Source organism: Methylobacterium sp. WL8 (assembly GCF_008040045.1).
Taxonomy (GTDB): Bacteria; Pseudomonadota; Alphaproteobacteria; order Rhizobiales; family Beijerinckiaceae; genus Methylobacterium; species Methylobacterium cerastii.
Genome location: NZ_VRVF01000015.1, coordinates 28,629 through 51,284, shown reverse-complemented (window position 1 = coordinate 51,284; position 22,656 = coordinate 28,629). Strand labels below are relative to the sequence as shown.

Annotated in this window: 25 protein-coding genes; 12 read left to right on the top strand and 13 right to left on the bottom strand. The window is 71.3% G+C overall.

Annotated features, from left to right (window positions below; translation table 11 throughout):
- Positions 1-80: 80 nt before the first annotated feature.
- Together FV234_RS08150 and FV234_RS08145 are read right to left on the bottom strand one after the other, a co-directional pair.
- Positions 81-1,598: a DUF2336 domain-containing protein gene (locus tag FV234_RS08150; protein WP_147828676.1), complete on the bottom strand. Its 1,518-nt coding sequence runs from the start codon at positions 1,596-1,598 to the stop codon at positions 81-83.
- Positions 1,595-2,698, bottom strand: coding sequence for a lytic transglycosylase domain-containing protein (locus FV234_RS08145; protein ID WP_147828675.1), 1,104 nt, complete (start codon positions 2,696-2,698; stop codon positions 1,595-1,597). The genes FV234_RS08150 and FV234_RS08145 overlap by 4 nt, the downstream gene beginning before the upstream one ends.
- Positions 2,699-2,824: 126 nt before the next feature.
- Between FV234_RS08145 and FV234_RS08140 the strand changes: the two genes are divergently transcribed.
- From FV234_RS08140 to FV234_RS08125, 4 genes are read left to right on the top strand one after another with little or no spacing between them, the layout of a single operon-like run.
- Positions 2,825-3,130, top strand: coding sequence for a hypothetical protein (locus FV234_RS08140; RefSeq protein WP_147828674.1), 306 nt, complete (start codon positions 2,825-2,827; stop codon positions 3,128-3,130).
- A gap of 27 nt (positions 3,131-3,157) precedes the next feature.
- Positions 3,158-4,195 carry an iron ABC transporter substrate-binding protein gene (locus FV234_RS08135; RefSeq protein WP_147828673.1) on the top strand — a complete coding sequence of 346 codons (1,038 nt, stop codon included), beginning with the start codon at positions 3,158-3,160 and terminating at the stop codon, positions 4,193-4,195.
- Positions 4,192-5,244 (top strand): iron ABC transporter permease, encoded by a 1,053-nt coding sequence (locus FV234_RS08130; RefSeq protein ID WP_147828672.1) that lies wholly within the window; start codon positions 4,192-4,194, stop codon positions 5,242-5,244. Before FV234_RS08135 ends, FV234_RS08130 begins: the two co-directional genes overlap by 4 nt.
- A complete protein-coding gene (locus tag FV234_RS08125; protein ID WP_147753084.1) occupies positions 5,241-6,014 on the top strand; it encodes an ABC transporter ATP-binding protein in 774 nt (257 codons plus the stop codon). Before FV234_RS08130 ends, FV234_RS08125 begins: the two co-directional genes overlap by 4 nt.
- Positions 6,015-6,104: 90 nt before the next feature.
- On the opposite strand, the gene FV234_RS08120 is transcribed toward FV234_RS08125, so the two are convergent.
- Complete coding sequence (locus FV234_RS08120; RefSeq protein WP_147726238.1) at positions 6,105-6,314, bottom strand: TOBE domain-containing protein; 210 nt, start codon at positions 6,312-6,314, stop codon at positions 6,105-6,107.
- A 28-nt stretch (positions 6,315-6,342) separates the two neighbouring features.
- Positions 6,343-7,125, bottom strand: coding sequence for a molybdate ABC transporter substrate-binding protein (modA, locus tag FV234_RS08115; RefSeq protein ID WP_147828671.1), 783 nt, complete (start codon positions 7,123-7,125; stop codon positions 6,343-6,345).
- Positions 7,126-7,280: 155 nt separating this feature from the next.
- Here modA and FV234_RS08110 point away from each other — a divergent pair, with 155 nt between their 5' ends.
- Positions 7,281-7,622 carry a winged helix-turn-helix domain-containing protein gene (locus tag FV234_RS08110; RefSeq protein ID WP_147753067.1) on the top strand — a complete coding sequence of 114 codons (342 nt, stop codon included), beginning with the start codon at positions 7,281-7,283 and terminating at the stop codon, positions 7,620-7,622.
- 4 nt (positions 7,623-7,626) lie between these two features.
- Here FV234_RS08110 and FV234_RS08105 read toward each other — a convergent pair whose 3' ends face one another.
- Together FV234_RS08105 and eno are read right to left on the bottom strand one after the other, a co-directional pair.
- Complete coding sequence (locus FV234_RS08105) at positions 7,627-7,920, bottom strand: hypothetical protein (RefSeq protein WP_147814100.1); 294 nt, start codon at positions 7,918-7,920, stop codon at positions 7,627-7,629.
- 67 nt (positions 7,921-7,987) lie between these two features.
- Positions 7,988-9,277 (bottom strand): phosphopyruvate hydratase, encoded by a 1,290-nt coding sequence (eno, locus tag FV234_RS08100; protein WP_147828670.1) that lies wholly within the window; start codon positions 9,275-9,277, stop codon positions 7,988-7,990.
- Positions 9,278-9,532: 255 nt separating this feature from the next.
- On the opposite strand from eno, the gene queF reads away from it, so the two are divergent.
- The gene (queF, locus tag FV234_RS08095; protein WP_147753070.1) at positions 9,533-9,982 is read left to right on the top strand and encodes a preQ(1) synthase; all 450 of its coding nucleotides are present in this window, start codon (positions 9,533-9,535) and stop codon (positions 9,980-9,982) included.
- A 75-nt stretch (positions 9,983-10,057) separates the two neighbouring features.
- Here queF and FV234_RS08090 read toward each other — a convergent pair whose 3' ends face one another.
- From FV234_RS08090 to FV234_RS08080, 3 genes are all read right to left on the bottom strand, one after another.
- Positions 10,058-10,381 carry a hypothetical protein gene (locus tag FV234_RS08090; protein WP_147753071.1) on the bottom strand — a complete coding sequence of 108 codons (324 nt, stop codon included), beginning with the start codon at positions 10,379-10,381 and terminating at the stop codon, positions 10,058-10,060.
- A gap of 154 nt (positions 10,382-10,535) precedes the next feature.
- Positions 10,536-11,153, bottom strand: coding sequence for a flavin reductase family protein (locus FV234_RS08085; protein WP_147753072.1), 618 nt, complete (start codon positions 11,151-11,153; stop codon positions 10,536-10,538).
- An 11-nt stretch (positions 11,154-11,164) separates the two neighbouring features.
- Positions 11,165-11,728 carry a nitroreductase gene (locus tag FV234_RS08080; RefSeq protein ID WP_147828669.1) on the bottom strand — a complete coding sequence of 188 codons (564 nt, stop codon included), beginning with the start codon at positions 11,726-11,728 and terminating at the stop codon, positions 11,165-11,167.
- 237 nt (positions 11,729-11,965) lie between these two features.
- Between FV234_RS08080 and FV234_RS08075 the strand changes: the two genes are divergently transcribed.
- On the top strand, positions 11,966-12,883 hold the full coding sequence (locus FV234_RS08075; protein ID WP_147753074.1) for a hypothetical protein: 918 nt from the start codon (positions 11,966-11,968) through the stop codon (positions 12,881-12,883).
- Between the two features lie 244 nt (positions 12,884-13,127).
- On the opposite strand, the gene FV234_RS08070 is transcribed toward FV234_RS08075, so the two are convergent.
- From FV234_RS08070 to FV234_RS08055, 4 genes are all read right to left on the bottom strand, one after another.
- A complete protein-coding gene (locus tag FV234_RS08070) occupies positions 13,128-13,406 on the bottom strand; it encodes a virulence factor (RefSeq protein ID WP_147828668.1) in 279 nt (92 codons plus the stop codon).
- The gene (locus tag FV234_RS08065) at positions 13,406-13,618 is read right to left on the bottom strand and encodes a DUF5397 family protein (RefSeq protein ID WP_147828667.1); all 213 of its coding nucleotides are present in this window, start codon (positions 13,616-13,618) and stop codon (positions 13,406-13,408) included. Before FV234_RS08065 ends, FV234_RS08070 begins: the two co-directional genes overlap by 1 nt.
- 65 nt (positions 13,619-13,683) lie before the next feature.
- Positions 13,684-15,711, bottom strand: a complete 2,028-nt coding sequence (gene thrS, locus FV234_RS08060; protein ID WP_147753077.1) for a threonine--tRNA ligase — start codon at positions 15,709-15,711, stop codon at positions 13,684-13,686.
- Between the two features lie 211 nt (positions 15,712-15,922).
- Complete coding sequence (locus tag FV234_RS08055; RefSeq protein ID WP_147828666.1) at positions 15,923-17,512, bottom strand: catalase; 1,590 nt, start codon at positions 17,510-17,512, stop codon at positions 15,923-15,925.
- A gap of 161 nt (positions 17,513-17,673) precedes the next feature.
- On the opposite strand from FV234_RS08055, the gene FV234_RS08050 reads away from it, so the two are divergent.
- The 5 genes from FV234_RS08050 (at position 17,674) to ilvA (ending at position 22,612) form a co-directional block, all read left to right on the top strand.
- A complete protein-coding gene (locus tag FV234_RS08050) occupies positions 17,674-18,612 on the top strand; it encodes a LysR substrate-binding domain-containing protein (protein WP_147828665.1) in 939 nt (312 codons plus the stop codon).
- Between the two features lie 132 nt (positions 18,613-18,744).
- On the top strand, positions 18,745-19,803 hold the full coding sequence (locus FV234_RS08045) for an AbrB family transcriptional regulator (protein WP_147828664.1): 1,059 nt from the start codon (positions 18,745-18,747) through the stop codon (positions 19,801-19,803).
- An 18-nt stretch (positions 19,804-19,821) separates the two neighbouring features.
- Complete coding sequence (locus FV234_RS08040) at positions 19,822-20,166, top strand: diacylglycerol kinase (protein ID WP_147753081.1); 345 nt, start codon at positions 19,822-19,824, stop codon at positions 20,164-20,166.
- A 156-nt stretch (positions 20,167-20,322) separates the two neighbouring features.
- Positions 20,323-20,865, top strand: a complete 543-nt coding sequence (locus tag FV234_RS08035) for a PilZ domain-containing protein (RefSeq protein ID WP_210250865.1) — start codon at positions 20,323-20,325, stop codon at positions 20,863-20,865.
- A gap of 130 nt (positions 20,866-20,995) precedes the next feature.
- Entirely contained in the window at positions 20,996-22,612 is a 1,617-nt protein-coding gene (gene ilvA / locus FV234_RS08030) for a threonine ammonia-lyase, biosynthetic (RefSeq protein ID WP_147828662.1), read from the top strand.
- Positions 22,613-22,656 lie beyond the last annotated feature (44 nt).

The window sequence follows — 22,656 nt, the reverse complement described above, 5'->3', positions numbered from 1 at the left end:
CCGGGATGACGGGAGTGGTCTGGGATCGAATGCGATCCGCGAGCCTGTCGGCGGGCGCCCGCGATCCGTATCTCCGCAGGTCAGGCCGCGAGGCGCCCGCGCTCCAAGACTTCGTCCCCGTCGATATCGGGCCGGGCATCGAGCACAGCCTCGGCGTCGGCGGCGAGGCGGACGCGCTCCTGCTCCTCGCGGAAACTCGCCAGGATCGCTTCGGGCAGCGCGTCGAGGATGGCGCCGACCGGGTCGGTGCGCCGCTCGCGCTCGGCGAAGAGGTCCGCCTCCGGGAATGCGCCATCCCACAGATACCGGTCGCCGATGCGGTCGCGCGGATCGATGGCGAGGTGGTCCGGCGCCGTCGCCTCGGCACCGTCGTAGGGCTCGACGTCGCGCGCGACCGCGTGCTGCGCCGCGCGCCAGGCCGCCTCGGCCTCGTCCGCCTCGCGGCGGGCAGCCTCGCGAGCCAGAGCCTCCTCGGCGATAGCGCGGGCGACGGTGCGGGCCTCGTCGCGCGCGGCCTCGGCCTCGTAGCGCGTCAGCAGCGCCATCACGCCCTGCATCTCAGAGAATGGCATGTCCTCGCAGGCGGTGATCGCCCGCTCGATCATGCGCCGCGACAGGCCGACGCCGCGCAAGGTGCTGGTGCCGTCGGCGGCCTCGCGCCAGGCCGAGAGCGCGGCCACCACCGCCGGCAGCAGCGCTTCGGCGAGGCCGGAACGGCGGTGCAACTCGGCGATCCCGCGCGGCTCGCGCAGCAGCGTCCCGACGCGGGCGTGCTCCAGGCCGGTCAGGTCGGCGAACGCGGTTTCCGCGAACGCCATCTGCCCCGAGAGGATCGCCCGCAGGATCAGGCCGGCGTTGAGCTGGCCCGTGGTGCGCAGGTGCTTGACGATGCGCGCGGTGGCGGCAGCGCCGGCGCCCTCGCACAACTCGAGCACGTTGCGCTCGCCGGCCTCGCGGCTCATCCGGGCGCTGCGGTCGGCCGAGAGCCAGCCGCACTCGGTCACGAAGGCCGAAAGGCTCCGCGCCAGCCGTGCGCCGACCGCGTGGCGCACCTCGATCGGCAGGTCGGCGCGCTCGAGCAGCGCCTCGCGCAAGGTCGCGTCGCCGCCGTGGCGCTCGACCATGCGCAGCATCCGGCCGGTGGTGATGCGCGCGGTCGGGTTGCGCGCCAGCACCGCGAGGGTGTCGGCGGCGCCGATCTCGGCCAGCGCTCCGGCGACCGCGTGCGAGAGGTGGTGGCGGGCCGCGATCGTCGCGCGGATCGTCTCGCAGCCCATCGCCGCCGCATCCACGAGGTCGGCGTCGGTGAGGACCGGCGAGGAGGCCAGCACCAGGCAGGCGACCTCGGTCTGGTCGGAGGCCAAGGCCACCACCAGCGGTCGTGGGGCGCGGGCCGAGGCGGCGCAGGCCTCGGCCATGGCCCGGCGCACCACCGGCGCGGGGTCGTCGAGGAGGGCGAGGATCGCGGTCTTGGCCTCCCAGGCGGCGTCCGCCTCGAGGTTGCCGTAGAGGTAGGCCCGCGTCAGCGCCGAGGCGGCTTCGGCCCGGCGCCCGGCGGAGGTGGACTGGGTGCAGGCGAGGAACTGGCGGATGTTCATGGGCCGCTCCGGTTCGTGAACAACGACGCGTTGGGGTTGGCCGCGAGGCGCGCGGCGAATTCGGCGGGCCGGCGGGGCGGCAGCGGCGGGTCGACGAGCGCGCGGCCCGCCGGGACCGCAACGGCGAGGGCGCCGGTGGTCTCCGGGTCGGCCGAGGCGAGCGCCGCGACCGGCACCGTGGAATCGAGGCTCGAATCGGAGCGCGGGAAGTAGCTCGGGGCCGGGCGGGCGGCCTCCGCCGCACGGCCCTGGAACAGTTTGGCGACGCCCTCCGAGAGGGCGCCCTGGCGCCGGTCGGTCTGGAACAGGGTGCGCAGGTCGCCGCCCATCGCGGCGTAGGCGCTGGCCGCAGCCGGCGGCGTGGCGAGCGCGACGCTCTGCGTGAGGCCTGTGACGTCGCTCGGCGCCGTGCGGCCTGAGCCCACCGCCGAGAGGCTGGCATAGAGTTCGGCGGTGGTGCGCGGCCGGCCCGTGCGGTCGTAGAATAGGCCGCGGTTGGCGGCGGCCGCCTCAGGCATGTCGAGGGCTGCGGCCCGGTCCGGCGTCGCGCGGGCGGCGGCGATCAGCGTCGTCGCGCCCTTCGCCCCGAGTACGTGGGCGGCGTAGAGGTCGCCCGAGGTCGGCTCGCGCCCGAGCGCCACTGAGAGCGCCTCGCCGTTCTTCTGGGTAAAGGCGCCCGCGAGCGAGGCGGCGATCTTGGGATCGCGCCGAAGGTCGAGGATCGCCTGGCGCTGGCCGGCATCCGCGACCGTGTAGCTGCCGTCGGGCCGCGCCACGATGGCGTCGGCGTAGGTTTGGAGGCCGAGCTTCGGCCCGGCCGACTTCATCACCCCGAGCCAGGTCTGCTCGATGAATTGGAACAGGCCGGTGGCGGTCGAGGTGCCGGCCCTGGCCGAGGGATCGAGGGCGGATTCGCGTTGCGCGGTGGCGAGCAGGTAGTCGAAGCCGACGCCGCTGCTCTGCGCCCCGTCGCGGATCGCGTCGATCACGCCGCCCTGTGCGCCCGAAGTGCCTTGCGCGCCCGAGGTCCCTTGCGCGCCCAAAGCCCGCGGGGGCGCCGCGGCTGGTTGGGGGCTCGAAGGCGTGGTGAACAGGAACATCGGTCGCCGCTTCGAGCCGCACGCGCCGGACGGGCGTCGCGCGAGGCGCCGCACGTGGCGCCCCGGATGACGCAACCCTTGGCCATCATGGTAAAGAAAGCCTAAATTTCCGATGCTTACGCTCCCATGCGCGACCTCTTGATCGCCTCGCCCACCGGCGGCCCACCTGACATCGCCCACGCCGACGCCCTGGTGCTGGCGCATCCTCCGGCCGCGGCGCTCGGTTGGCTGCCGGCTCTTTGCAAGGAAACGGCCCTCTACGTCCGCGTCGTGCCGGGCGCGGTCGACCTCGACGCGGCGCGGGCGGTCCCTCGCGACGGGTTCCATGGAGGCTTCGCGGAGACAGCCGAGGCGGCGGCAATCCTCACGGCGGTGTTTGGGCGCGGTCCGGGTCCCGGCTGTGGCCCTCGCAGGCCGCTACCCTTAGGGTGAGCCGACACCCCCCATCGAAGCCCCAGCATGCCGCATCCGCGACGCCTCGCCCTACCGACCTTCGCCGTCGCCATCCTCACCCTCGTCGCAGGGCCGGCCGCGGCGCGCCCCTTCACCGATGCGGCCGGGCGCGTGGTCGAGGTTCCGAATCGCGCCACCCGGGTCGTGGCCGCCGGGCCGCCGGCGGCGGTGCTGCTCTACACCCTCGCGCCCGACCGGATGGCGGGCTGGGTCCGCACGCCCTCCCCGGCCGAGCGGCCCTACCTCGCGCCCGCGACCTGGGCGCTGCCCGCCACCGGCCGCCTGACCGGGCGCGGCGGCACTGCCAACGTCGAGGCGGTTCTGGCCCTGAAGCCGGACCTCGTCGTCGATGTCGGCTCCACGGGGCCGACCTATGCGTCGCTCGCCGACCGGGTCCAGGCCCAGACCGGCATCCCCTACATCCTGCTCGACGGCGCCTTCGCCAAGACCGGCGAGACCTACCGGCAACTCGGCGCCGTGCTCGGCCTGGGGCCGGCCGCCGACGGGCTCGCGGCCTATGCCGACCGCACCGTGGCGGAGGTCGCCGAGCGCGTCGCGCGCGTCCCGGAGGCCGAGCGGCCCCGCGTCTACTACGCCCGCGGCCCGCGCGGCCTCGAGACCGGGTTCGCCGGCTCGATCAACACCGAAATCCTGGAGGTGGTCGGCGCCCGCAACGTGGCCGTCGGCGGCAACGGCCTCGCCAACGTCTCGCCCGAGCAGGTGCTGGGCTGGAACCCCGACGTGATCGTCGCCCTCGATCCCGCCTTCCGGCCCGGCGACGACCCGATCTGGCGGGGCGTGAAGGCGGTGCGCGAGGGCCGCGTCTATCGGACCCCGACGCTGCCCTTCGCCTGGTTCGACGCGCCGCCCGGCGTCAACCGGCTGATCGGCATGCGCTGGCTCGCGCACCTGCTCTACCCAGCGCTCTTCCACGAAGACCTGCCCGCTATCGTCGCCGACTTCTACCAGCGCTTCTACCACGTCGCCCTCACCCCGGAGGCGAAAGCCGTGCTCCTCGACGGCGCCGTGCCGGCGCGCCGATGACGCGAGGTTCCGCGGCGCCGATCGCGGCTCCCGGCGCGCGTCGGATCTCAGCCGTGTTCCGGGCCTGCCTCGCCGTGGCCGGCCTCGGGCTGCTCGTCCTCATCGCCCTCGTCGCGGGGAGATTCCCGGTGCCGGTCGCCGACGTGTTCGCGATCCTCGCCGCCAAGCTGTTCGGCACGGCGCCGGGCGACGCGACGGCGCAGGTGGTGGTGTTGCAGGTGCGGCTGCCCCGGGTCGCCGCGGCCCTCGTCGTCGGCGCGGCCCTGTCCTCGGCCGGGGCGACCTACCAGGGCCTGTTTCGCAACCCACTGGTCTCGCCCGACATCCTCGGCGTCTCGGCCGGCGCCGGGCTCGGCGCGGTGCTCGGCATCTACCTCGCCCTGCCGGTCCTCGCGATCCAGGCCATGGCCTTCGCCGGGGGGCTCGGCGCGGTGGCGATCGTCTATGCAATCGGCGCGCTGGTGCGGCGGCACGATCCGGTGCTGACGCTGGTGTTGGCCGGCGTCGCGGTCGGCGCGGTGCTCGGTTCGGCCATCTCGCTGCTCAAGGTCCTGGCCGACCCCTACAACCAGCTGCCCGCCATCACCTACTGGCTGCTCGGGAGCCTGTCCTCCGTCACCCTTGGCGACGTGTTCGCGATCCTGCCGGCGGTCGGCCTCGGGCTCCTGCCCCTCGTCCTGCTGCGCTGGCGCATGAACCTGATGAGCCTCGGCGAGGAGGAGGCGCGGGCGCTGGGCGTCGAGACCCGCTGGCTGCGCCCGCTCCTCGTGGCGGCGGCGACCCTCGTCACCGCGGCGGCGGTGTCGGCGACGGGGGTGATCGGCTGGATCGGCCTGATCGTGCCGCACCTCGCCCGCGGCCTCGTCGGGCCGGACTTCCGCCGCCTGCTGCCGGCCTCGGCGCTGCTCGGGGCGGGCTACCTCGTGGCGGTGGATCTCGCCGCCCGCACCATCGCGCCGATCGAGGTGCCGCTCGGCATCCTCACGGCGCTCGCCGGCGCGCCGTTCTTCCTCTGGCTGCTGGCGGCGGGCAAGCGAGGCTGGTCCTGATGCTGTCCGTCGAGGCGTTGGCGTTCGGGTACGGCGCGCGTGAGGTCGGCGCGGGCGTGAGCTTCACGCTCGGGGCGGGCGAGGTCCTGTGCCTGCTCGGGCCGAACGGCGGCGGCAAGACCACCTTGTTCAAAACCCTGCTCGGGCTGCTGCCGGCGCAGGCCGGCCGCGTCCGCCTCGACGGCGAGGACCTATCGCGCTGGTCGCGCCGCCGGGTCGCGCGGGCGCTCGCCTACGTGCCGCAGGCGCATGCGGCGTTCTTCCCGTTCACCGTGCGGGCCGTGGTGCTGATGGGCCGCGCCGCCCGGCTCGCCCCCTTCGCCGCCCCCGGCCGCGCGGACGAGGCCGCTGCGGACATGGCGCTCGCGACCCTCGGGATCGGACATCTCGCCGACCGCATCTACACCGAGATCAGCGGCGGCGAGCGGCAGATGGTGCTGATCGCCCGGGCGCTCGCCGGCGAGCCGCGCATCCTGGTGATGGACGAGCCGACCGCGAGCCTCGATTTCGGCAACCAGACCCGCGTGCTCGAACAGGTCCGCCGCCTCGCGAAGACCGGCATCGCCGTGGTGCTCTCGACCCACGACCCCGGCCACGCCTTCCTCTGCGCCGACCGCGTCGCGCTGCTGCATGGTGGCCGCCTCGTGGCGTTGGGAACGCCGGAGGCGACGATCACGCGAGAGAGCCTGCGCCGCGTTTACGGGGTGGACGTGGCGGTGGTGCCCTTGCCGGAGCACGGGTGCTCGGTCTGCACGCCGATCCTGGCGTGAGGCCGAGCCGCGTCGATCTCGTTGCGAGGTCCGCATCGTCTTCACGCGAGCCGGCCTCCACCGCGCTGGAAAACGCTCCGGACCCGCCGTTCAGTCGACGGCGACCATCACGTCGGAGGCCTTCACCACGGCGTAGGCCTCGCCGCCGACCGTGAGCTTGAGGCTGTCGACGGCCTCGTTGGTGATCGCTGCGGTGACGATCTGGCCGGCGGCGATCTCGATCTTGACGTGCGCGGTGGTCGCGCCCTTCTCGACGGCGACGACCTTGCCCTTGATGACGTTGCGTGCGGAGATCTTCATCGAACGGCCTCTGTGGCTTGAGAAAACGTCATTTGGCGCCTTGGCCTGCCGGGATCACGGAGAAGCCCTGGGCCTCGAAGTACGGCCGGGCCGCAGCGCCCTTCAGGAAGTCGAGGAAGCGGACCGCGCCCTCGCCCTTGGCCTCGGCGGTCAGCGCGAACGGGTACACCACCGGCGGATGGCTGTCCTCCGGGAACACGGCGATGACCTTCACGCCCGGATCAGACTTCGCGTCGCTCGCGTAGACCACGCCGAGGGGCGCCTCGCCGCGTGAGACCAGGGCGAGCGCCGCGCGCACGTTGTCGGCCTGCGCCAGCCGCGGCTGGATCGTCCCCCAGAGCCCGAGCTTTTCGAGCGCCGCCTTGGCATACTTGCCGACCGGCACCGAGGCGACCTCACCGGTGGCCAGCCGCCCGTCGGGGCCGAGCGCCTTGGCGAAGGCGTCGGCGGTCAGGGCCAAGTCCGCCTCCTTCGCGTCCTTGGGCGCGACGACGACGAGGCGGTTGTTCAGGAGGTTCACCCGCGTGTCGGCCCGGACGAGGTTCTTCTTGGCGAGGTAGTCCATCCATTCGAGGTCGGCCGAGGCGAAGAGCTCCGCCGGCGCGCCCGACTCGATCTGGCGGGCGAGCGCCGACGAGGCGGCGTAGCTCGGCTTGATCGCGATCCCGGTCTGCGCGGTGAACGCCTTGCCGGCCTCGTCGAGGGCGTTCTTGAGGCTGGCGGCGGCGAACACCGTCACGCTCTCGCCGGCCTGGGCGGCGGAGCCAAGCAGCAGGCTGGCGACGAGGACGGCGCGTGCGAATCCGATCAAGGCGACCTCCGAGGCGGGCGGCCCGCAGCAGCGGCCGGGCGCTGACGCTATATCCTATCATATACAGCGATGGCCAGATCGAAACCGAGGATCGCAGGCGCTCGCACCGGCCGCGCGGTCCGGGGTAGGAACGGCGCTCGGGACGAGGGAAGCCGATGGCAAGGTTGAGCATCCGCGTCGATTTCGGGCCGGGGCACCGGCTCGGGCCCGGCAAGGTGCAGTTGCTGGAGACGATCGCCGCGCACGGCTCGATCTCGGCGGCCGGGCGGGCGCTCGGCATGTCTTATCGCCGGGCCTGGATGCTGGTCGAGGCGATGAATGCCGGCTTCGGGCAGCCGGTGGTCGAGGCGCAGGTCGGCGGGCGGAGCGGCGGCGGGGCGCGGCTGTCCGCCTTCGGTGCGGAGGTGGTGGAGCAGTACCGGGCGGCCGAGCGTGCCGCGACGGAGGCGGCCGCGCCCTTCCTCGCCCGCTTCGTCGCAGACCGATCCACTGGATGACTCTTCAGCCGGCCGCCAGCAGGGCGGCGGTGATCGCGTCCCGCTCGGCCGAGAGGTCGCCCTCGGCCACTGGGCGACCCGCTTGGGCGTACCAGTAGGCCGCGTTGTCCTGGTCGCCTTCGAGGCGATGGAGGTGGGCGTGGACCCAGGCAGCGTCCCGGCCGGAATCGTCCTGGACGAGTTTGTGGGCCTGGTCCCAATGCGCCGGGCCCTTGGCTGCCCACCACAGGGCCGCGAGCGCCGGTGCGTCCGGTGGTGCGTCGGCTTCGGTCGTGCGCGAGGCATCCTGCTTCGTCATCGTCCCCTCCGGCCTGCGATGCACCGCAGGCCGGGGACGACGTCGGGATGGTTCGCGAGGTTCCGCTTTAGGCCCGCGCGAGTTGACGAAGGGCGCCGCGCCCCGCGTAGCGGCCCTGCGCGCCGAGGCCCTCTTCGATCCGGATCAGCTGGTTGTACTTGGCCAGTCTGTCCGAGCGCGCGAGCGAGCCGGTCTTGATCTGCCCGCAATTCGTTGCGACCGCGAGGTCGGCGATGGTTGCGTCCTCCGTCTCGCCCGAGCGGTGCGACATCACCGCGGTGTAGCCGGCGCGGTGGGCCATATCGACGGCGGCGAGCGTCTCGGTGAGCGAGCCGATCTGGTTGACCTTGATCAGGATCGAGTTCGCCGAGCCCTCCCTGATGCCGCGGGCGAGGCGATCGACGTTGGTCACGAACAGGTCGTCGCCGACGAGCTGGCAGCGGTCGCCGATGCGCTGGTTGAGCAGGCGCCAGCCCTCCCAGTCGTCCTCGGCCATGCCGTCCTCGATCGAGAGGATCGGGTAGGCGTCGACGAGCTTGGCGAGGTAGTCGACCTGTTGCTCGATCGAGCGCACGGTGCCCTCGCCCTCGTAGTGGTAGGCGCCGTCCTTGAACCAGTCGGTGACCGCGCAGTCGAGGGCCAGCACCATGTCGGCGCCGGGCTTGAAGCCGGCCGCCTGGATCGACTCCATCACGAAGTCGAGGCCGGCCTCGGCGGTCGGCAGGTTCGGGGCGAAGCCGCCCTCGTCGCCGACGTTGGTGTTGTGCCCGGCCTTCTTCAGCGCGCTCTTGAGGGTGTGGAACACCTCCGCGCCCATGCGCACGGCTTCCGCGATGGAGGAGGCCCCCACCGGCATGATCATGAATTCCTGGAAGTCGATCGGGTTGTCGGCATGCGCGCCGCCGTTGATGATGTTCATCATCGGCACCGGCAGCACCCGGCCCTGGACGCCGCCGACGTAGCGGTAGAGCGGGAGGCCCGAGGCTTCGGCTGCGGCCTTGGCCACCGCGAGCGACACGCCGAGGATCGCGTTGGCGCCGAGCCGCGCCTTGTTGGCGGTGCCGTCGAGCTCGATCATCGCTTCGTCGACCGCGACCTGGTCCTCGGCGTCCATGCCGCCGATGGCGTCGAGGATCTCGGTCTGGACCGCGTGGACCGCCTTGCGCACGCCCTTGCCGGCATAGCGGGTCTTGTCGCCGTCACGCAGCTCCACCGCCTCGTGGGCGCCGGTGGAGGCGCCCGAGGGAACCGCAGCGCGGCCGAAAGAGCCGTCCTCCAGCAGCACGTCGACCTCGACGGTGGGGTTGCCGCGGCTGTCCAGAATCTCGCGGGCGGCGATGTTGGTGATCGCGGTCATGAAGGCTCCTCCCCCGTGGGCGCGCACGATCGGTGGCAGGCCCGGTCTCAAGGTCTCGTCGGTGCGGCTTATCCGCCAAGGCGCGGCCTTGGGCAAGGCGGGGCCATATCGTATGATGCATCCCGCAAAATGAATGCAAAAGCCGTCTTTGCGCGCGGTCGCCGCGACCCTGGGCGGCGATGCCACGAGGCGCACGCGGCCGAAGCATGCGTCGGCGTCGGATGCACCGCGGGAAGGCCTGCGGTAAGGAGGGGCATGACCGAAGAATCTCTGCAGCTGGGGCAGCCGACGCCCCTCCCCGCCGGCCCGCACGAGGCCCGCCTCGACCGGGTGCCGAACCCGCATCCCGACACCGACTACCTCGCCCGGTTCACCGTCCCGGAATTCACCTCGCTTTGCCCGGTGACCGGCCAGCCCGACTTCGCGATCCTGGTGATCGACTATGTGCCCGATCGCTGGCTCGTGGAGTCGAAGTCGCTGAAGCTCTACCTTGGCGCGTTCCGCAACCACGGCGCGTTCCACGAGGATTGCACGGTGGGCATCGCCAAGACGCTCGTGGACCTGCTCGGGCCACGCTACCTGCGGATCGGCGGCTTCTGGTACCCGCGCGGCGGCATCCCGATCGACGTGTTCTGGCAGACCGGCGCCCCGCCGGCCTCTGTCTGGCTGCCCGATCCCGGCGTGCCGCCCTACCGTGCCCGCTGAGAGAGGTCGGACAAAGAAAAAGGGGCGACCGGCATGGCCGGTCGCCCCAAAATTCGAGTCCGAGTTGGTGTACCCTTAGTACGGCGAGCCGTAGTAGCCGCCGTAAGCCGGGGCGCCGTAGCCGTTGCCGTAGGCGCCGTAACCGCGGTTGTAGCCGTAGGAGTCGCGGGCCGCGCCGGCAGCGATCGCACCAGCGGCGAGACCGGCAATGCCGAGACCGACGGCAGCACCCGTGCCGATGCCGCGCCCGCCGCGGTGGCCATAGCCGTAGCCGCGACCGTAGCCGCCGCCATACCCGTGGCCATAGCCGCCGCGGTAGCCCGGCCGCGCGTCGGCGGTGGTGGCGGAAAAGACGCCGGCCGAGATGATCGCGGCGGTGACGAGGGCGAACTTGCGCATGATGACCCTTTCTCGATGATCCATCGAATTCGCAAGCTCAACGCTGGGACGTCGCGATCGTTCCGAAGGTTCCGCCGCGCCGCCGCGCCGGAGGTGGAATCCGCGCCGGCATTCGAGGGAAGCGGAGACGCGGAAACACCGCGCTGCGTCCGCGTCAGCGGGACGTGTAGTCGCCGGCGCCCTTGGGCCGCTGCATCGCGAACTTCGCGTCCGGCCCGACCTTGAAGTAGTCGAAGTAGCCGCCGCGCTGGATCGGCTGCATCGCTGCCGTATCGACGAGGCCGTCCACGACGAAGCGGTCGTCGATGTAGATCGACACCACCTGCCCGATCACCAGGAAGTTGGCGGCTTCGCCGCCATCGAGCGGAACCAGCGGAACGGTCTGGAGCCACCGGCATTCGAGGGCGGCTGCGGCTTCCGCCACCCGCGGCGCCCGCACCTTGCGCGACGGGGCCGTGGTCAGGCCGGCGAAGTCGAACTCGCTTTCGCCCCGCGGCAGGGGCGCCGACGAAGCGTTCATCTGCTCGCGCAGGTCGTAGGTGGCGAGGTTGCAGACGAAGTCGCCGCCCTCTTCCGCGAAGGTCATCGCATCTTTGCGGCCGGTGGAGGAGAACGCGACCATGTCGTCGCCCACCGCGTTGAAGAACGAGTACGGCGCGAGGTTGAGCTTCCCCGCCCGGCTCATGGCGCTGATCCAGCCGATCGGCCGCGGCGCGACGATCGCCTTCAGAGGGTTGTGCGGCAGGGTGCGGTCGTCGGGGGCGTAATGCATGGGAGCGAGCCTTACAGCCGCGTGACGATCTCGGCGAGGTCCGGCCGCGGCCGGTCCGACGGGATCTCCTCGGGGGCGCCGACATGGATGAAGCCCGCAAGCTTCTCGCGCGGGTCGAGGCCGAGGGCTTCGAGCACGCGGCGGTCGTAGGCGTACCACTCGGTCAGCCATGCGGTGGCGAAACCCTGGGCGTTGGCCGCGACCACGAGGTTCATGCAGGCGGCGCCCGCCGACAGGACCTGCTCCCATTCCGGGATCTTCACGTGCGGGCCGGCCCGCGAGACCACCGCGACGACCAACGGCGCGTGGGCCAGCCGCCTCGCCTCGAGGTCGAGCCGCGCCGCGTCGGCCTCCGGGTTGTCGGAGGCGTAGGTGTTCGCGATCACCGTCCCGATCCGCGCCCGCGCCTCGCTCGCGATCACGATGAAGCGCCACGGCGCGAGCTTGCCGTGGTCGGGCACCCGCGAGGCCAGGGTCAAGATCGTGTCGATCTGTTCCGGGCTCGGTCCCGGTTCGGTCATCCGCAGGGGCGGCACGGAGCGGCGGGTGCGCAGCATGTCGAGGGTGGCGTTCATCGGGGCGTCTCGGCTGGGCGGTGCGGAAGGTCCCGCGATCACACCGGGATTTCGCACGGGCTGCACCGCCTGGGAAGTCGGGCGCCTTGGCGCGGAGGGCAGCGCAAGGGGCGCAAGGGGCAGCGCAAGGGGCAGCGCAAGGACCCCGGGCGGCCTTGCGCTCGCCACGGTCTTAGGATCACACGGGCGAGACGATGACGGTCGGCCGCTTCGGCCTGCGGAGAGAGGCTTTTCGACATGCGCGGACGAAGGCTCGGGCCCGGATTGGCGCTGCTGGCCGCGGTCGCGCCGCTCGCAGCCGCGGCGCAGTCGCCGGACCCCTTCGGCAACCGCCTCGGCGGCGGCCTGCCCTCGCCCTCGATCACGACGCCGGACCTGCCCCCGAGCCAGCCCGAGGGCGAGGCGACCCTGTCGCTTTCCGCGCTGCTGTCGGGGATCGGCCAGCCCCTGCGCTCGGGCCTTGTCTGGCGGATCTACGAGGACCGCACCGACGGCGTCCGGCCCGGGATCGTGGCCCGCTCCACCGACGCGGCGCCGACCTTCAAGCTCGCGCCGGGGGCCTACGTCGCCTCCGTGACCTACGGCTTCGCCAGCGCCACGAAGAAGATCGCGATGTCGGGCCAGCCCGCGACCGACACCCTGCGGGTGGCCGCCGGCGCGCTCAAGCTGTCGGGCGCGATCGGCGACACGCGGATCGCCCCGGCGCAGCTCTCGTTCTCCGTCTTCGTGCCGATCGGCACCAACTCGGAGGGGCGGCTGGTGCGCAGCGGCGTCAAGGCCGGCGAGCTGCTGCGCCTGCCCGAGGGCACCTACCACGTGGTCTCGACCTACGGGGAATCGAATGCGATCCAGCGCGCGGACCTGAAGGTGGAGAACGGCAAGGTCACCGACGCCACCCTCAACCACCGGGCCGCGACGGTGACGCTGAAGCTCGTCACCAGCCCCGGCGCCGAGGCCTTCGCCGGCACGGCCTTCTCGGTGCTGACGCCCGGCGGCGACACCATCCGCGAGGCGATCGGCGCGTTCCCGCAGGTCACCCTGGCGGAGGGCGACTACGTGCTGATCGCCCGTCACGACGGACAGGTCTACACCCGCGAGTTCAAGGTCGAGAGCGGGCTCGACCGCGACATCGAGGTGTTGGCCAAGGCGGGGTGAGCGGGCGCCGAGGCGCGCTTAGAGCATCTTCAAGCGAGGTGGATGCCGGCACGCGTGAAGAAAATGCTCTAGCAGGCTGCTGAAAAAGTCGGGCGAGGTAGAACAATCATCTCCGAATCACACCATTTGTTAGAGAATGGGGCGGTTCTCGCGTCTCGACGGTTCTCGATCGTGGGGGCTCGGCCCGCGAGTGCCTGCGGCAGGAGAACGTCTTTCTCCATCTCGGGACTTTTTCAGCAGCCTGCTAGGCCTTCACGACCTCGGTGAAGTCCGACCACTGCTCGACCCGGAACGCGCGGATGTCCCGGACCGAAGGCGCGAACCAGGGCAATGACTTCAGGGCCATGATCGCCGTGAACAGGACGGCCATGTCCTCGATCCGGCTGACGTAGGGGCTGCCCTGAACCCAGTCGAAGCCATGCCGGGCGAGTGTCGAGCGGATGTCGGCGTAGGCCTGAGAGACACCTTTCGGATGGGTCGCCTGCACCTCCGCGACGCTCAGGTCGAACGCGATGGCGAACATCACGCCTCGTCGTGATCGTGGAGGATGTCGCGCAGGGGGTAATCCAGCTCCTCGCCCGTCTCCAGGACACGCACGCGCATCAGCTGGTCGCCCGTGGTCGTGACGGATCCGGTCGCAACCACCTCGTAGGCGGGACCGGTCGGCCCGAACCGGCGCCAAGTCCCGATCAGGCATCGGGATGTGGACTCGGAGGGAATCGCGGTCTCACGCATCGGCCAATCCTGTCATAGCCTTCGCAGGAAGACGAGGCCGCTTGCAGGCGGCCTCGTTTCCACGATCAGGGCGCGGGCTCGACCGGATGCTGCCCGTCGAGCACCGCATCGGTGCTCGGCACGCTCTCGGCGACGGCCTCCGCCCGGCGGAGGTCGGGCGAGGTCGCCTCGGCGACGAAGCTCGCCACGGCCTCGCCGAGCGGCAGCGTCCGGGTCTGCTGGCTGCCGAGGCGGCGGATCGAGACCGTGCGCTCCTCGGCCTCGCGGCGCCCGAGCGCCAGGATCACCGGCACCTTGGCGAGCGAATGCTCGCGGACCTTGTAGTTGATCTTCTCGTTGCGCAGGTCCGCCTCCACCCGAAGGCCGGCGCGCGTCAGCGCCCGCACCACGTCGCGCGCGTAAGCGTCCGCCTCCCCGGTGATGGTGGCGACCACCACCTGGACGGGGCTGAGCCAGAGCGGGAAATGGCCGGCGAAGTGTTCGATCAGGATCCCGGTGAAGCGCTCCATCGAGCCGCAGATCGCCCGGTGCACCATCACCGGCGGCACCTTCTGGCTCTCGGCGTCGACGTAGAACGCCCCGAAGCGCTCGGGCAAGTTGAAGTCCACCTGCGTGGTGCCGCACTGCCAGTCGCGGCCGATGGCGTCGCGCAGCACGTACTCGAACTTCGGCCCGTAGAAGGCTCCCTCGCCCGGGTTCACCTCGGTGCGGATGCGGCCGCCCGATTGCGCCTCGATCTGCGCCAGCACACGGGTCATCACCTCTTCCGCATGGTCCCACAGGGCGTCCGAGCCGACGCGCTTCTCGGGCCGGGTCGAAAGCTTCACCACGATCTGGTCGAAGCCGAAGTCGGCGTAGGTCGAGAGGATCAGGTCGTTGATCGTCAGGCACTCGTCGGCGAGCTGGTCCTCGGTGCAGAAGATGTGCGCGTCGTCCTGGGTGAAGCCGCGCACCCGCATCAGGCCGTGCATCGCGCCGGACGGCTCGTAGCGATGGACCACGCCGAATTCCGCCATGCGCAGAGGCAGATCGCGGTAGCTCTTCAGGCCGTGCTTGAAGATCTGGACGTGGCCGGGGCAGTTCATGGGCTTGAGCGCGAACCAGCGCTTGTCCTCGGCCTCGTCGCCCGCGGATTGGGCCGCGAACATGTTCTCCCGGTACCAGCCCCAATGGCCGGAGGTCTCCCACAGGGCCTTGTCGAGGATCTGCGGCGCGTTCACCTCGCTGTAGTCGCCCTTGAGGCGGCGGCGCATGTAGGCGATCAGCTCTTGGAAGATCGTCCAGCCCTTGGCGTGCCAGAACACCACGCCCGGCCCCTCCTCCTGGAAGTGGAACAGGTCCATCTCCCGGCCGAGCCGGCGGTGGTCGCGGCGTTCGGCCTCCTCCAGCCGGTGCAGGTAGGCGTCGAGGTCTTCCTTCGTGGCCCAGGCGGTACCGTAGATGCGGGTCAGCATCGGGTTGTCGGAATTGCCGCGCCAGTAGGCGCCGGCGACCTTCATCAGCTTGAAGGCGGTGCCGACCTTGCCCGTCGAGGTCATGTGCGGGCCGCGGCACAGGTCGAACCAGTCGCCCTGCCGGTAGACCTTCAGGTCTTCGCCGGGCGGGATCGCATCGACCAACTCGACCTTGTAGGCCTCGCCGCGGTCGGCGAACACCTTGCGGATGTCGTCGCGCTTCCAGACCTCCTTGGTGAAGGGCGCGTCCCGGCCCATGATCTCGCGCATCTTCGCCTCGATCGCCGGGAAGTCCTCCGGCGTGAACGGCGTGTCGCGGGAGAAGTCGTAGTAGAAGCCGTTCTCGATCACGGGGCCGATCGTGACCTGCGTGCCCGGCCACAGCGCCTGCACCGCCTCCGCCAGCACGTGGGCGCAGTCGTGGCGGATCAGCTCCAGCGCCCGCGGGTCGGTGCGGTCGAGGAACTCGATGCGCGCGTCACGCTCGATCGTGTCGGAGAGGTCGGAGACGACGCCGTCGAGCGCCATCGCCACGGTGCGCTTGGCCAGCGATTTCGCGATGCCCTCGACGACGGCCCGTCCGGTCACGGCCTCGTCGTAGGCGCGGGTGTTGCCGTCGGGGAACGTGAGGATGGGCATCGCTGGAAATCTCCGGGCTCACTCCTGCGTACGCGGCAGGTAAGCGATCGAGGGCCGAACCGCGTGGGGCGCGGGAGCGGCCGTTTAGACCGTTTCGCGGGTGGAGGGAACGCCGCGGCGCCGGCCGGGCGCCCTACCCAATAAAGAGCCCCGCGCGGTCCTTCGACCGCGCGAGGCTGATGGTGCCGTCGGGATCGCTCCCGCGGTCGGCTTACTCGGCCGCGATCTGGTGGGCCTGCGAACCGTCGGTGTAGGTCTCGGGCGTCAGGCGCTTGCCCGGGGCGGCGCGGCCCGGCAGCGGCGCCAGCGCCAGCGCCTTGGCGAGGTCGATCCCGGCGCCTTCCGCGACCCGGCGGCCGTAATCGGCGTCGGCATGCGAGAAGTGCCAGACCATCCGCAGCTGGATGGCTTCCGGGCACTGCTTCATGTCGCCGACGAGGTTGGCGATCAGGTCGTCGCGCTCCCAATCCTGGAACGAACGGTAGCGCACGCCGGCTTGGGTGTAGTCGTCCTCGGTGCGCGAGGTCTGGTAGCGGCCGAGGTTGCCCTGCACCGGCTGGTGGTAGTCCTTCGCCGGCTTCGGGGCCTCGCGCAGGCCCTCGGCGAGCGTCGAGGGCTCGTAGTTGATGTGCTTGTTCGGGCCGGTGCCGTCGACGCCGTAGGTCATCTGCCCGTCGCGCTGGTTCGAGTAGACCTTCACGCCGGGCTGCGGCGCGTTGATCGGCAGCTGCAGGTAGTTGGCGCCGACGCGGTAGCGCTGCGTGTCCGAGTACGACAGCGTACGCCCCTGGAGCATCTTGTCGTCCGAGAAGTCGATGCCATCGACGAGCACGCCCGTGCCGAAGGCCGACTGCTCGACCTCGGCGAAGAAGTTGTCCGGCACGCGGTCCAGCACCATCCGGCCGACGGGCAGCAGCGGGAAGTCCTCGACCGGCCACAGCTTCGTGTCGTCGAGCGGATCGAACGACAGGTGCTCGTTCGGGCCGTCCGGCATGATCTGCACGCAGAACTCCCACTCGGGGAAGTTGCCGGCCTTGATGTTGTCGTAGAGGTCGCGCGTCGCGTGGCCGACATCCTTGCCCTGGATCTCGGACGCCTGGGCCGAGGTCAGGTTGCGGATGCCCTGCTTGGGCTCCCAGTGGAACTTGCAGAGCACGGCCTCGCCCTGGTCGTTGACCAGCTTGTAGGTGTTGACGCCCGAGCCTTCCATCTCACGGTAGTTCGCAGGGATGCCCCAGGGCGACTTCAGGTGCGTGACCATGTGGATGGCTTCGGGGTGTTGGGCCACGAAGTCGAAGAAGCGCCACGCCTCCTGGCGGTTCGTCACCGGGTCCGGCTTGAACGCGTGGATCATGTCGGGGAACTTGATCGCGTCGCGGATGAAGAAGACCTTGAGGTTGTTGCCAACGAGGTCCCAGTTGCCGTCGACGGTCTTGAACTTCACCGCGAAGCCGCGCGGGTCGCGCTCGGTCTCAGGGCTCTCCTTGGCGCCGGCCACGGTGGAGAAGCGCACGAACATCGGCGTCTTCACGCCGGTCTCGTTGAGGACGCGGGCGCGGGTGTACTTGGAGGCCGGCTCGTTACCGATCTTGCCGTAGGCCTCGAAGTACCCGTGCGCGCCGGCGCCGCGGGCATGCACCACGCGCTCCGGGATCCGCTCGCGGTCGAAATGGGTGATCTTCTCGATGAACTGGTAGTTCTCGAGCGTCGCGGGACCCCGCTCGCCCACCGTGCGGGTGCTCTGGTTGTCGCGGACCGGGTGGCCCTGGCGGGTCGTCAGGATCGGGCGTTGATCGCTCATGCGAAAGATCTCTCCGTGGTGGCGACGAAGTCCGAGGGCCGGCGCCGGCGCCCTTCAGCGAGGGGCGCGCCGTTTCCTGGAATCGTTCCGGGCTCCCCTTATGCGCCTCCTGCGACCGGTTGACCAATGCATCGTCTGAAAGGCTGTGATAGACGCAGCCTATGAACACCGCCGGCCTTTCGCTCCGCGATCTCGAATATGTCGTCGCCATCGCCGACGAGGGGCATTTCGGCCGGGCGGCGGAACGCTGCAACGTCAGCCAGCCGACGCTCAGCGTGCAGGTGCGCAAGCTCGAAGGTGCGCTCGGCCTGGTCCTGTTCGAGCGCTCCAACCGCCGCGTGCTGATGACGGCGCCGGGCCAGATCATCGTGCGGCAGGCCCGCGCTGTGTTGGCCGAGGCGCAACGCCTGCTCGCGCTGGCGAGCGAGGGCCGCGGCGCGCCCCTCACCGGCCGCCTCGTCCTCGCGGCGATCCAGACGCTGGGGCCGTATCTCTTCCCGCTGGTGCTGCGCATGTTGCGCCAGGAATTCCCGATGCTGACGCTCGCCCTCAGCGAGGGCCGCACCGCCGACATCCTCGCCTCCCTGCGCGACGGGCGGGTCGACGCCGCGCTGGTGTCGCTGCCCCTGCCCGCCTCGGGGCTCACCGTCTCGCCGCTCTTCGTCGAGCCGTTCCGCCTCGCCTGCCCGGCCGACCACGCGCTGGCGCAAGGGGGGGCGCTGCGCGCAGCCGACATCGCCGGGCCGGACCTGCTGCTGCTGGACGAGGGCAACTGCCTGCGCGACCAGGCGATCGCCGCCTGCGGTGCCGGCAGCGCCGCCGGGCGCCACGCCACCAGCCTGGAGACGCTGCGCTCGATGGTGGCGGCGGGCGCCGGCTACACCCTGCTTCCGGCGCTGGCGGTCCCCTCCGGCCCCGATCCGAGCGGGCTCACCGTGATCCGCGGCTTCGACACCGACGGGCCGGGCCGGACCATCGCGCTCGCCTGGCGGGCGAGCGACCCGCGGGCGCCGGGCCTCGCCGCGCTGGCCGCCTTCTTCCGCGCCCAGGCTCCGGCCGGCACCGCCGCCTGCCGCGACGCGACCATCGACGCCGGGTGACGGCACCCGGACGAGGGCGACTCGCACAGGGCTGGGTTGTGCGTCGGCCCGCGTGACAGGGTGGGCGGCAGGGTGTAGCGCGGCGCCAGGGTCGCGTCTCCGCCATGCGATCGATCGAACCGACGCATCGCCTTGCCTTTTCCCACACGGACCATCGCCCTCTGGGCGGCGCTGATCGCCGCCTCGGCCCTGCTCGGCTTCGGCCTGAAGCTGGCGCAGTTCCCGGCCGCGCTCCTGCTCGGGCCTATGGTCGCCGCGATCGTTTTCGGGGTGCGCGGGGCGCCGCTGCGGATGCCGAAGCCCGCCTTCCAGGCCGCCCAGGCGATGATCGGCTGCATGGTGGCCCACGCCATCACCGCGGAGATCACCAAGACCCTGATCGCCGACGGCCCCCTGATCCTGCTCGTGGTCGGCGTCACGGTGCTGGCCGGCGCGCTCGTCGGGCTGATCCTGACGCGCCTGCGGGTGCTGCCCGGGACCACCGCCGCCTGGGGCTCCTCGCCGGGCGGGGCGGCGGCGATGGTGGCGATGGCCGAGGAATACGGCTCCGATCCGCGCCTCGTCGCCTTCATGCAATACGTGCGCGTCGCCGCCGTCGTGCTCTCGGCCTCCCTCGTGGCGCGGCTGCTCACCGATTCGGCGACGGCTGGGCCGCCGCCGGCCGCCGCCGAGGCGGCGACATTCCTGCCGGTGCTGGTCACCCTCGCGGTCGCGGCCGTCGGCGCCGGCGTCGCCCTCTGGCTGCGCCTGGCCGCGGGCGCCTTGATCGGGCCGATGCTGCTCGGCGCCGCCCTCCATGCCACCGGTGTCGCCAGCATCAGCCTGCCGCTGCCGATCCTGGAACTCGCCTACGCGACGATCGGCTGGTACGTCGGCCTGCGCTTCACCCGCGAGACCCTGCGCGCGACGCTGCACGCGCTGCCCGGCATCCTGGTGGCGACGCTCGCCGTCATCCTGCTCTGTGCCGGCTGGGCGCTCGGGCTGACGCACCTGCTGGCGATCGACTTCCTCACCGCCTTCCTCGCGACCAGCCCCGGGGGCCTCGATTCGGTGGCGATCATCGCGGTCGGCTCGAAGGTCGACGTGTCGTTCGTGCTCGCGGTTCAGACGCTACGGCTGTTCGTGGTGCTGATCACCGGCCCGCTGCTCGCCAAGTGGATCGCCCGCGCGGTGCCGCAGGAGCCCGCGTGAATGGATGAGGCGGCGTGAATGCACGCGCTCTGGCTCGCGTTCCTGAATTCATGGCGCGGGCTCGTCCACGGCGCCCGCACCGAGCGCGCCGTGCGGCTCGAGCTCGCGCTGCTCGTCGTGGGCGTGCCGGCGGCGCTGGCGCTCGGCACGAACCTCTGGGTCCGCGTCGCCCTGATGGCGACGCTCCTGCTGATGCTCGCGGCGGAGTTCCTGAATACCGCGATCGAGAAGCTGTGCGACCACCTCCACCCCGGCCGGCACCCGCGCATCGGCATCGTGAAGGACCTCGCCTCGGCCGGGACGTTCTCGGCGCAGGCGCTCGCCGCCCTGATCTGGATCGCGGCCCTCTTTGATCGCTTCTGACGCGCTGGCCCCACGCACAGGCATCCTTTCCCGAAACGCGCGATTCGCGCGATTTGATAGGATTTCCGCAGCACTCCCGTAAAGACCGCCGTCTTATCCCGAGGCTGCATGAAAGCCTCGCTTGCCCACGCAAGAAAACAATCCTCCCGGCACGCGGTGATCCTGCCGTCGCTGTTCTGGAGCCGGACCCGTCCGGATTTCTACGCGGTGACCTGTCGCCTCGGGGCCGACGGCATCCGCTTCCGCTCCGCGATCATCCCGAACCCGGGCGAGCACCTGACCTGCAGCATCGGCCTCGTCGGTACCCTCGAAGTCCGCGTCGCCCACACGGCCGAGCGGGCCTTCACGGTGAAGCCGGCTCCCGGGCGCCAGCACAACACCGCCATCGCCCGCACCCTCGTCGAGCTCGCGGGACGCCAGAGCCGCCGGCTCGACCGCCACGGAACCTCGCCGCGGATCGTCCCGCGACGCACCGAGGTGGCGGTGGCCCTGGCCGACGGCACCGTCCTCAAGGGCCGCCTCGCCGAGGTCTCCATCGCGCGGGCGGATGTCTACCTCGCGGCCCCGGTCGCGGTCGGCGCCAAGGTCCGCCTCGGCGCCACCGAGGCGGTGGTGGCGCACAGCTTCCGCAACGGAATCGGCGCCTACTTCCTCAGCCCGCTCGATCCCGACCTCCTCGACGAGGGCCTCGTGCTCTGACGGTCGCGGGGCTTGCACGTTCACATGGGGGCCGTAGGCCGGTCGGGCATCGCGGGCATCGCGGGCCTCGGCCGAGCCGCGCGCCTTCGCCCGCTCGCATCTTGCGCCGCAAGCCGCTATTGCCGGCCACATGTCCGACACCGTGAAACCCGCCCCGCACCCGGCCGAACCGGCGCCCGACTACATCCGCAAGATCCTCACGGCGCGCGTCTACGACGTGGCGATCGAGAGCCCGCTCGATCCGATGCCGCGGCTCACCGCGCGTCTCGGGCGGCCGGTGCTGCTGAAGCGCGAGGACCTGCAGCCGGTCTTCTCGTTCAAGCTGCGCGGCGCCTACAACAAGATGTCGGCGCTCTCGCCCGAGCAGCTCGCCCGCGGCGTGGTCTGCGCCTCGGCCGGCAACCACGCTCAGGGCGTGGCGCTGGCGGCCGCGCGCCTGAAGGTGCGGGCGGTGATCGTGATGCCGCGCACGACGCCGGCGATCAAGGTCGACGCCTGCCGGGCGCGGGGTGCCGAGGTGATCCTGCACGGCGACGCTTTCGACGAGGCTTTGACCGAGGCGCGGCGCATCGAGACCGAGCAGGATCTCACCTTCCTCCACCCCTTCGACGACCCGGACGTGATCGCCGGACAGGGCACGATCGGCATGGAAATCCTGCAGCAGCATACCGGGCCGATCGAGGCGATCTTCGTGCCCGTCGGCGGTGGCGGCTTGGCGGCCGGGATCGCGACCTTCGTGAAGTACCTGCGGCCCGAGACCAAGGTGATCGGCGTCGAGCCGGACGACGCCGCCTGCATGGCCGCGGCCCTGAAGGCCGGCGAGCTCGTCCTGCTGCCGACGGTCGGCCTGTTCGCCGACGGCGTCGCCGTGCGCCAGGCCGGCGCCGAGACGTTCCGCCTGTGCCGCCAGCACCTCGACGAGGTCATCACCGTCGACACCGACGCCATGTGCGCGGCGGTCAAGGACATCTTCGACGACACCCGCGCGGTCTCCGAGCCGTCGGGCGCCCTCGCGCTCGCGGGCGCCAAGCTCTACGCCGAGCGCACGGCGAAGGGTGACGGCTCGGACGGCCCGCTCGTGGCGATCTCGTCGGGGGCGAACCTGAACTTCGACCGGCTGCGCCACATCGCCGAGCGGGCCGAGCTCGGCGAGGAGCGGGAGGTCCTGCTTGGCGTCACCATCCCGGAGAAGCCCGGCGCCTACCGGGCCTTCATCACGGCCTTGGGGCCGCGGGCGATCACCGAGTTCAACTACCGCTACGCGCCGGGCACGCAGGCGCGCATCTTCGTGGGCATCAACCTGCCGGGCGGACGGCCCGAGAAGCGCGACCTGATCGCCGGGCTCGTCGCCGACGGCTACGACGTCCACGACATGAGCGACAACGAGATGGCTAAGGTCCATGTCCGCTACATGGTCGGCGGCCGCGCCTCGGGCCTCGCGCACGAGCGGCTCTACCGCTTCCAGTTCCCGGAGCGGCCGGGCGCGCTGCTGAAGTTCCTCGATGCGCTGGGCGAGGGCTTCAACATCACCCTGTTCCACTACCGCAACCACGGCGCCGACTACGGCCGGGTGCTGGCGGGCATCGCCGTGCCGCCGGGCGCGCGCGAAAATTTCGACGCGGCGGTCGGGGCGCTCGGCTTCCCCTGCTTCGACGAGACCGACAACCCGGCCTACCGGATGTTCCTCGACGGCGAGCCTGCACCCAAATCAGGCCTCGCCGGCTGGTTCGGCCTCAGGAAGGCGTGACGGCGACCGCCTAAGCCGTTTTCCGTGATCTCTGGATCACGAAA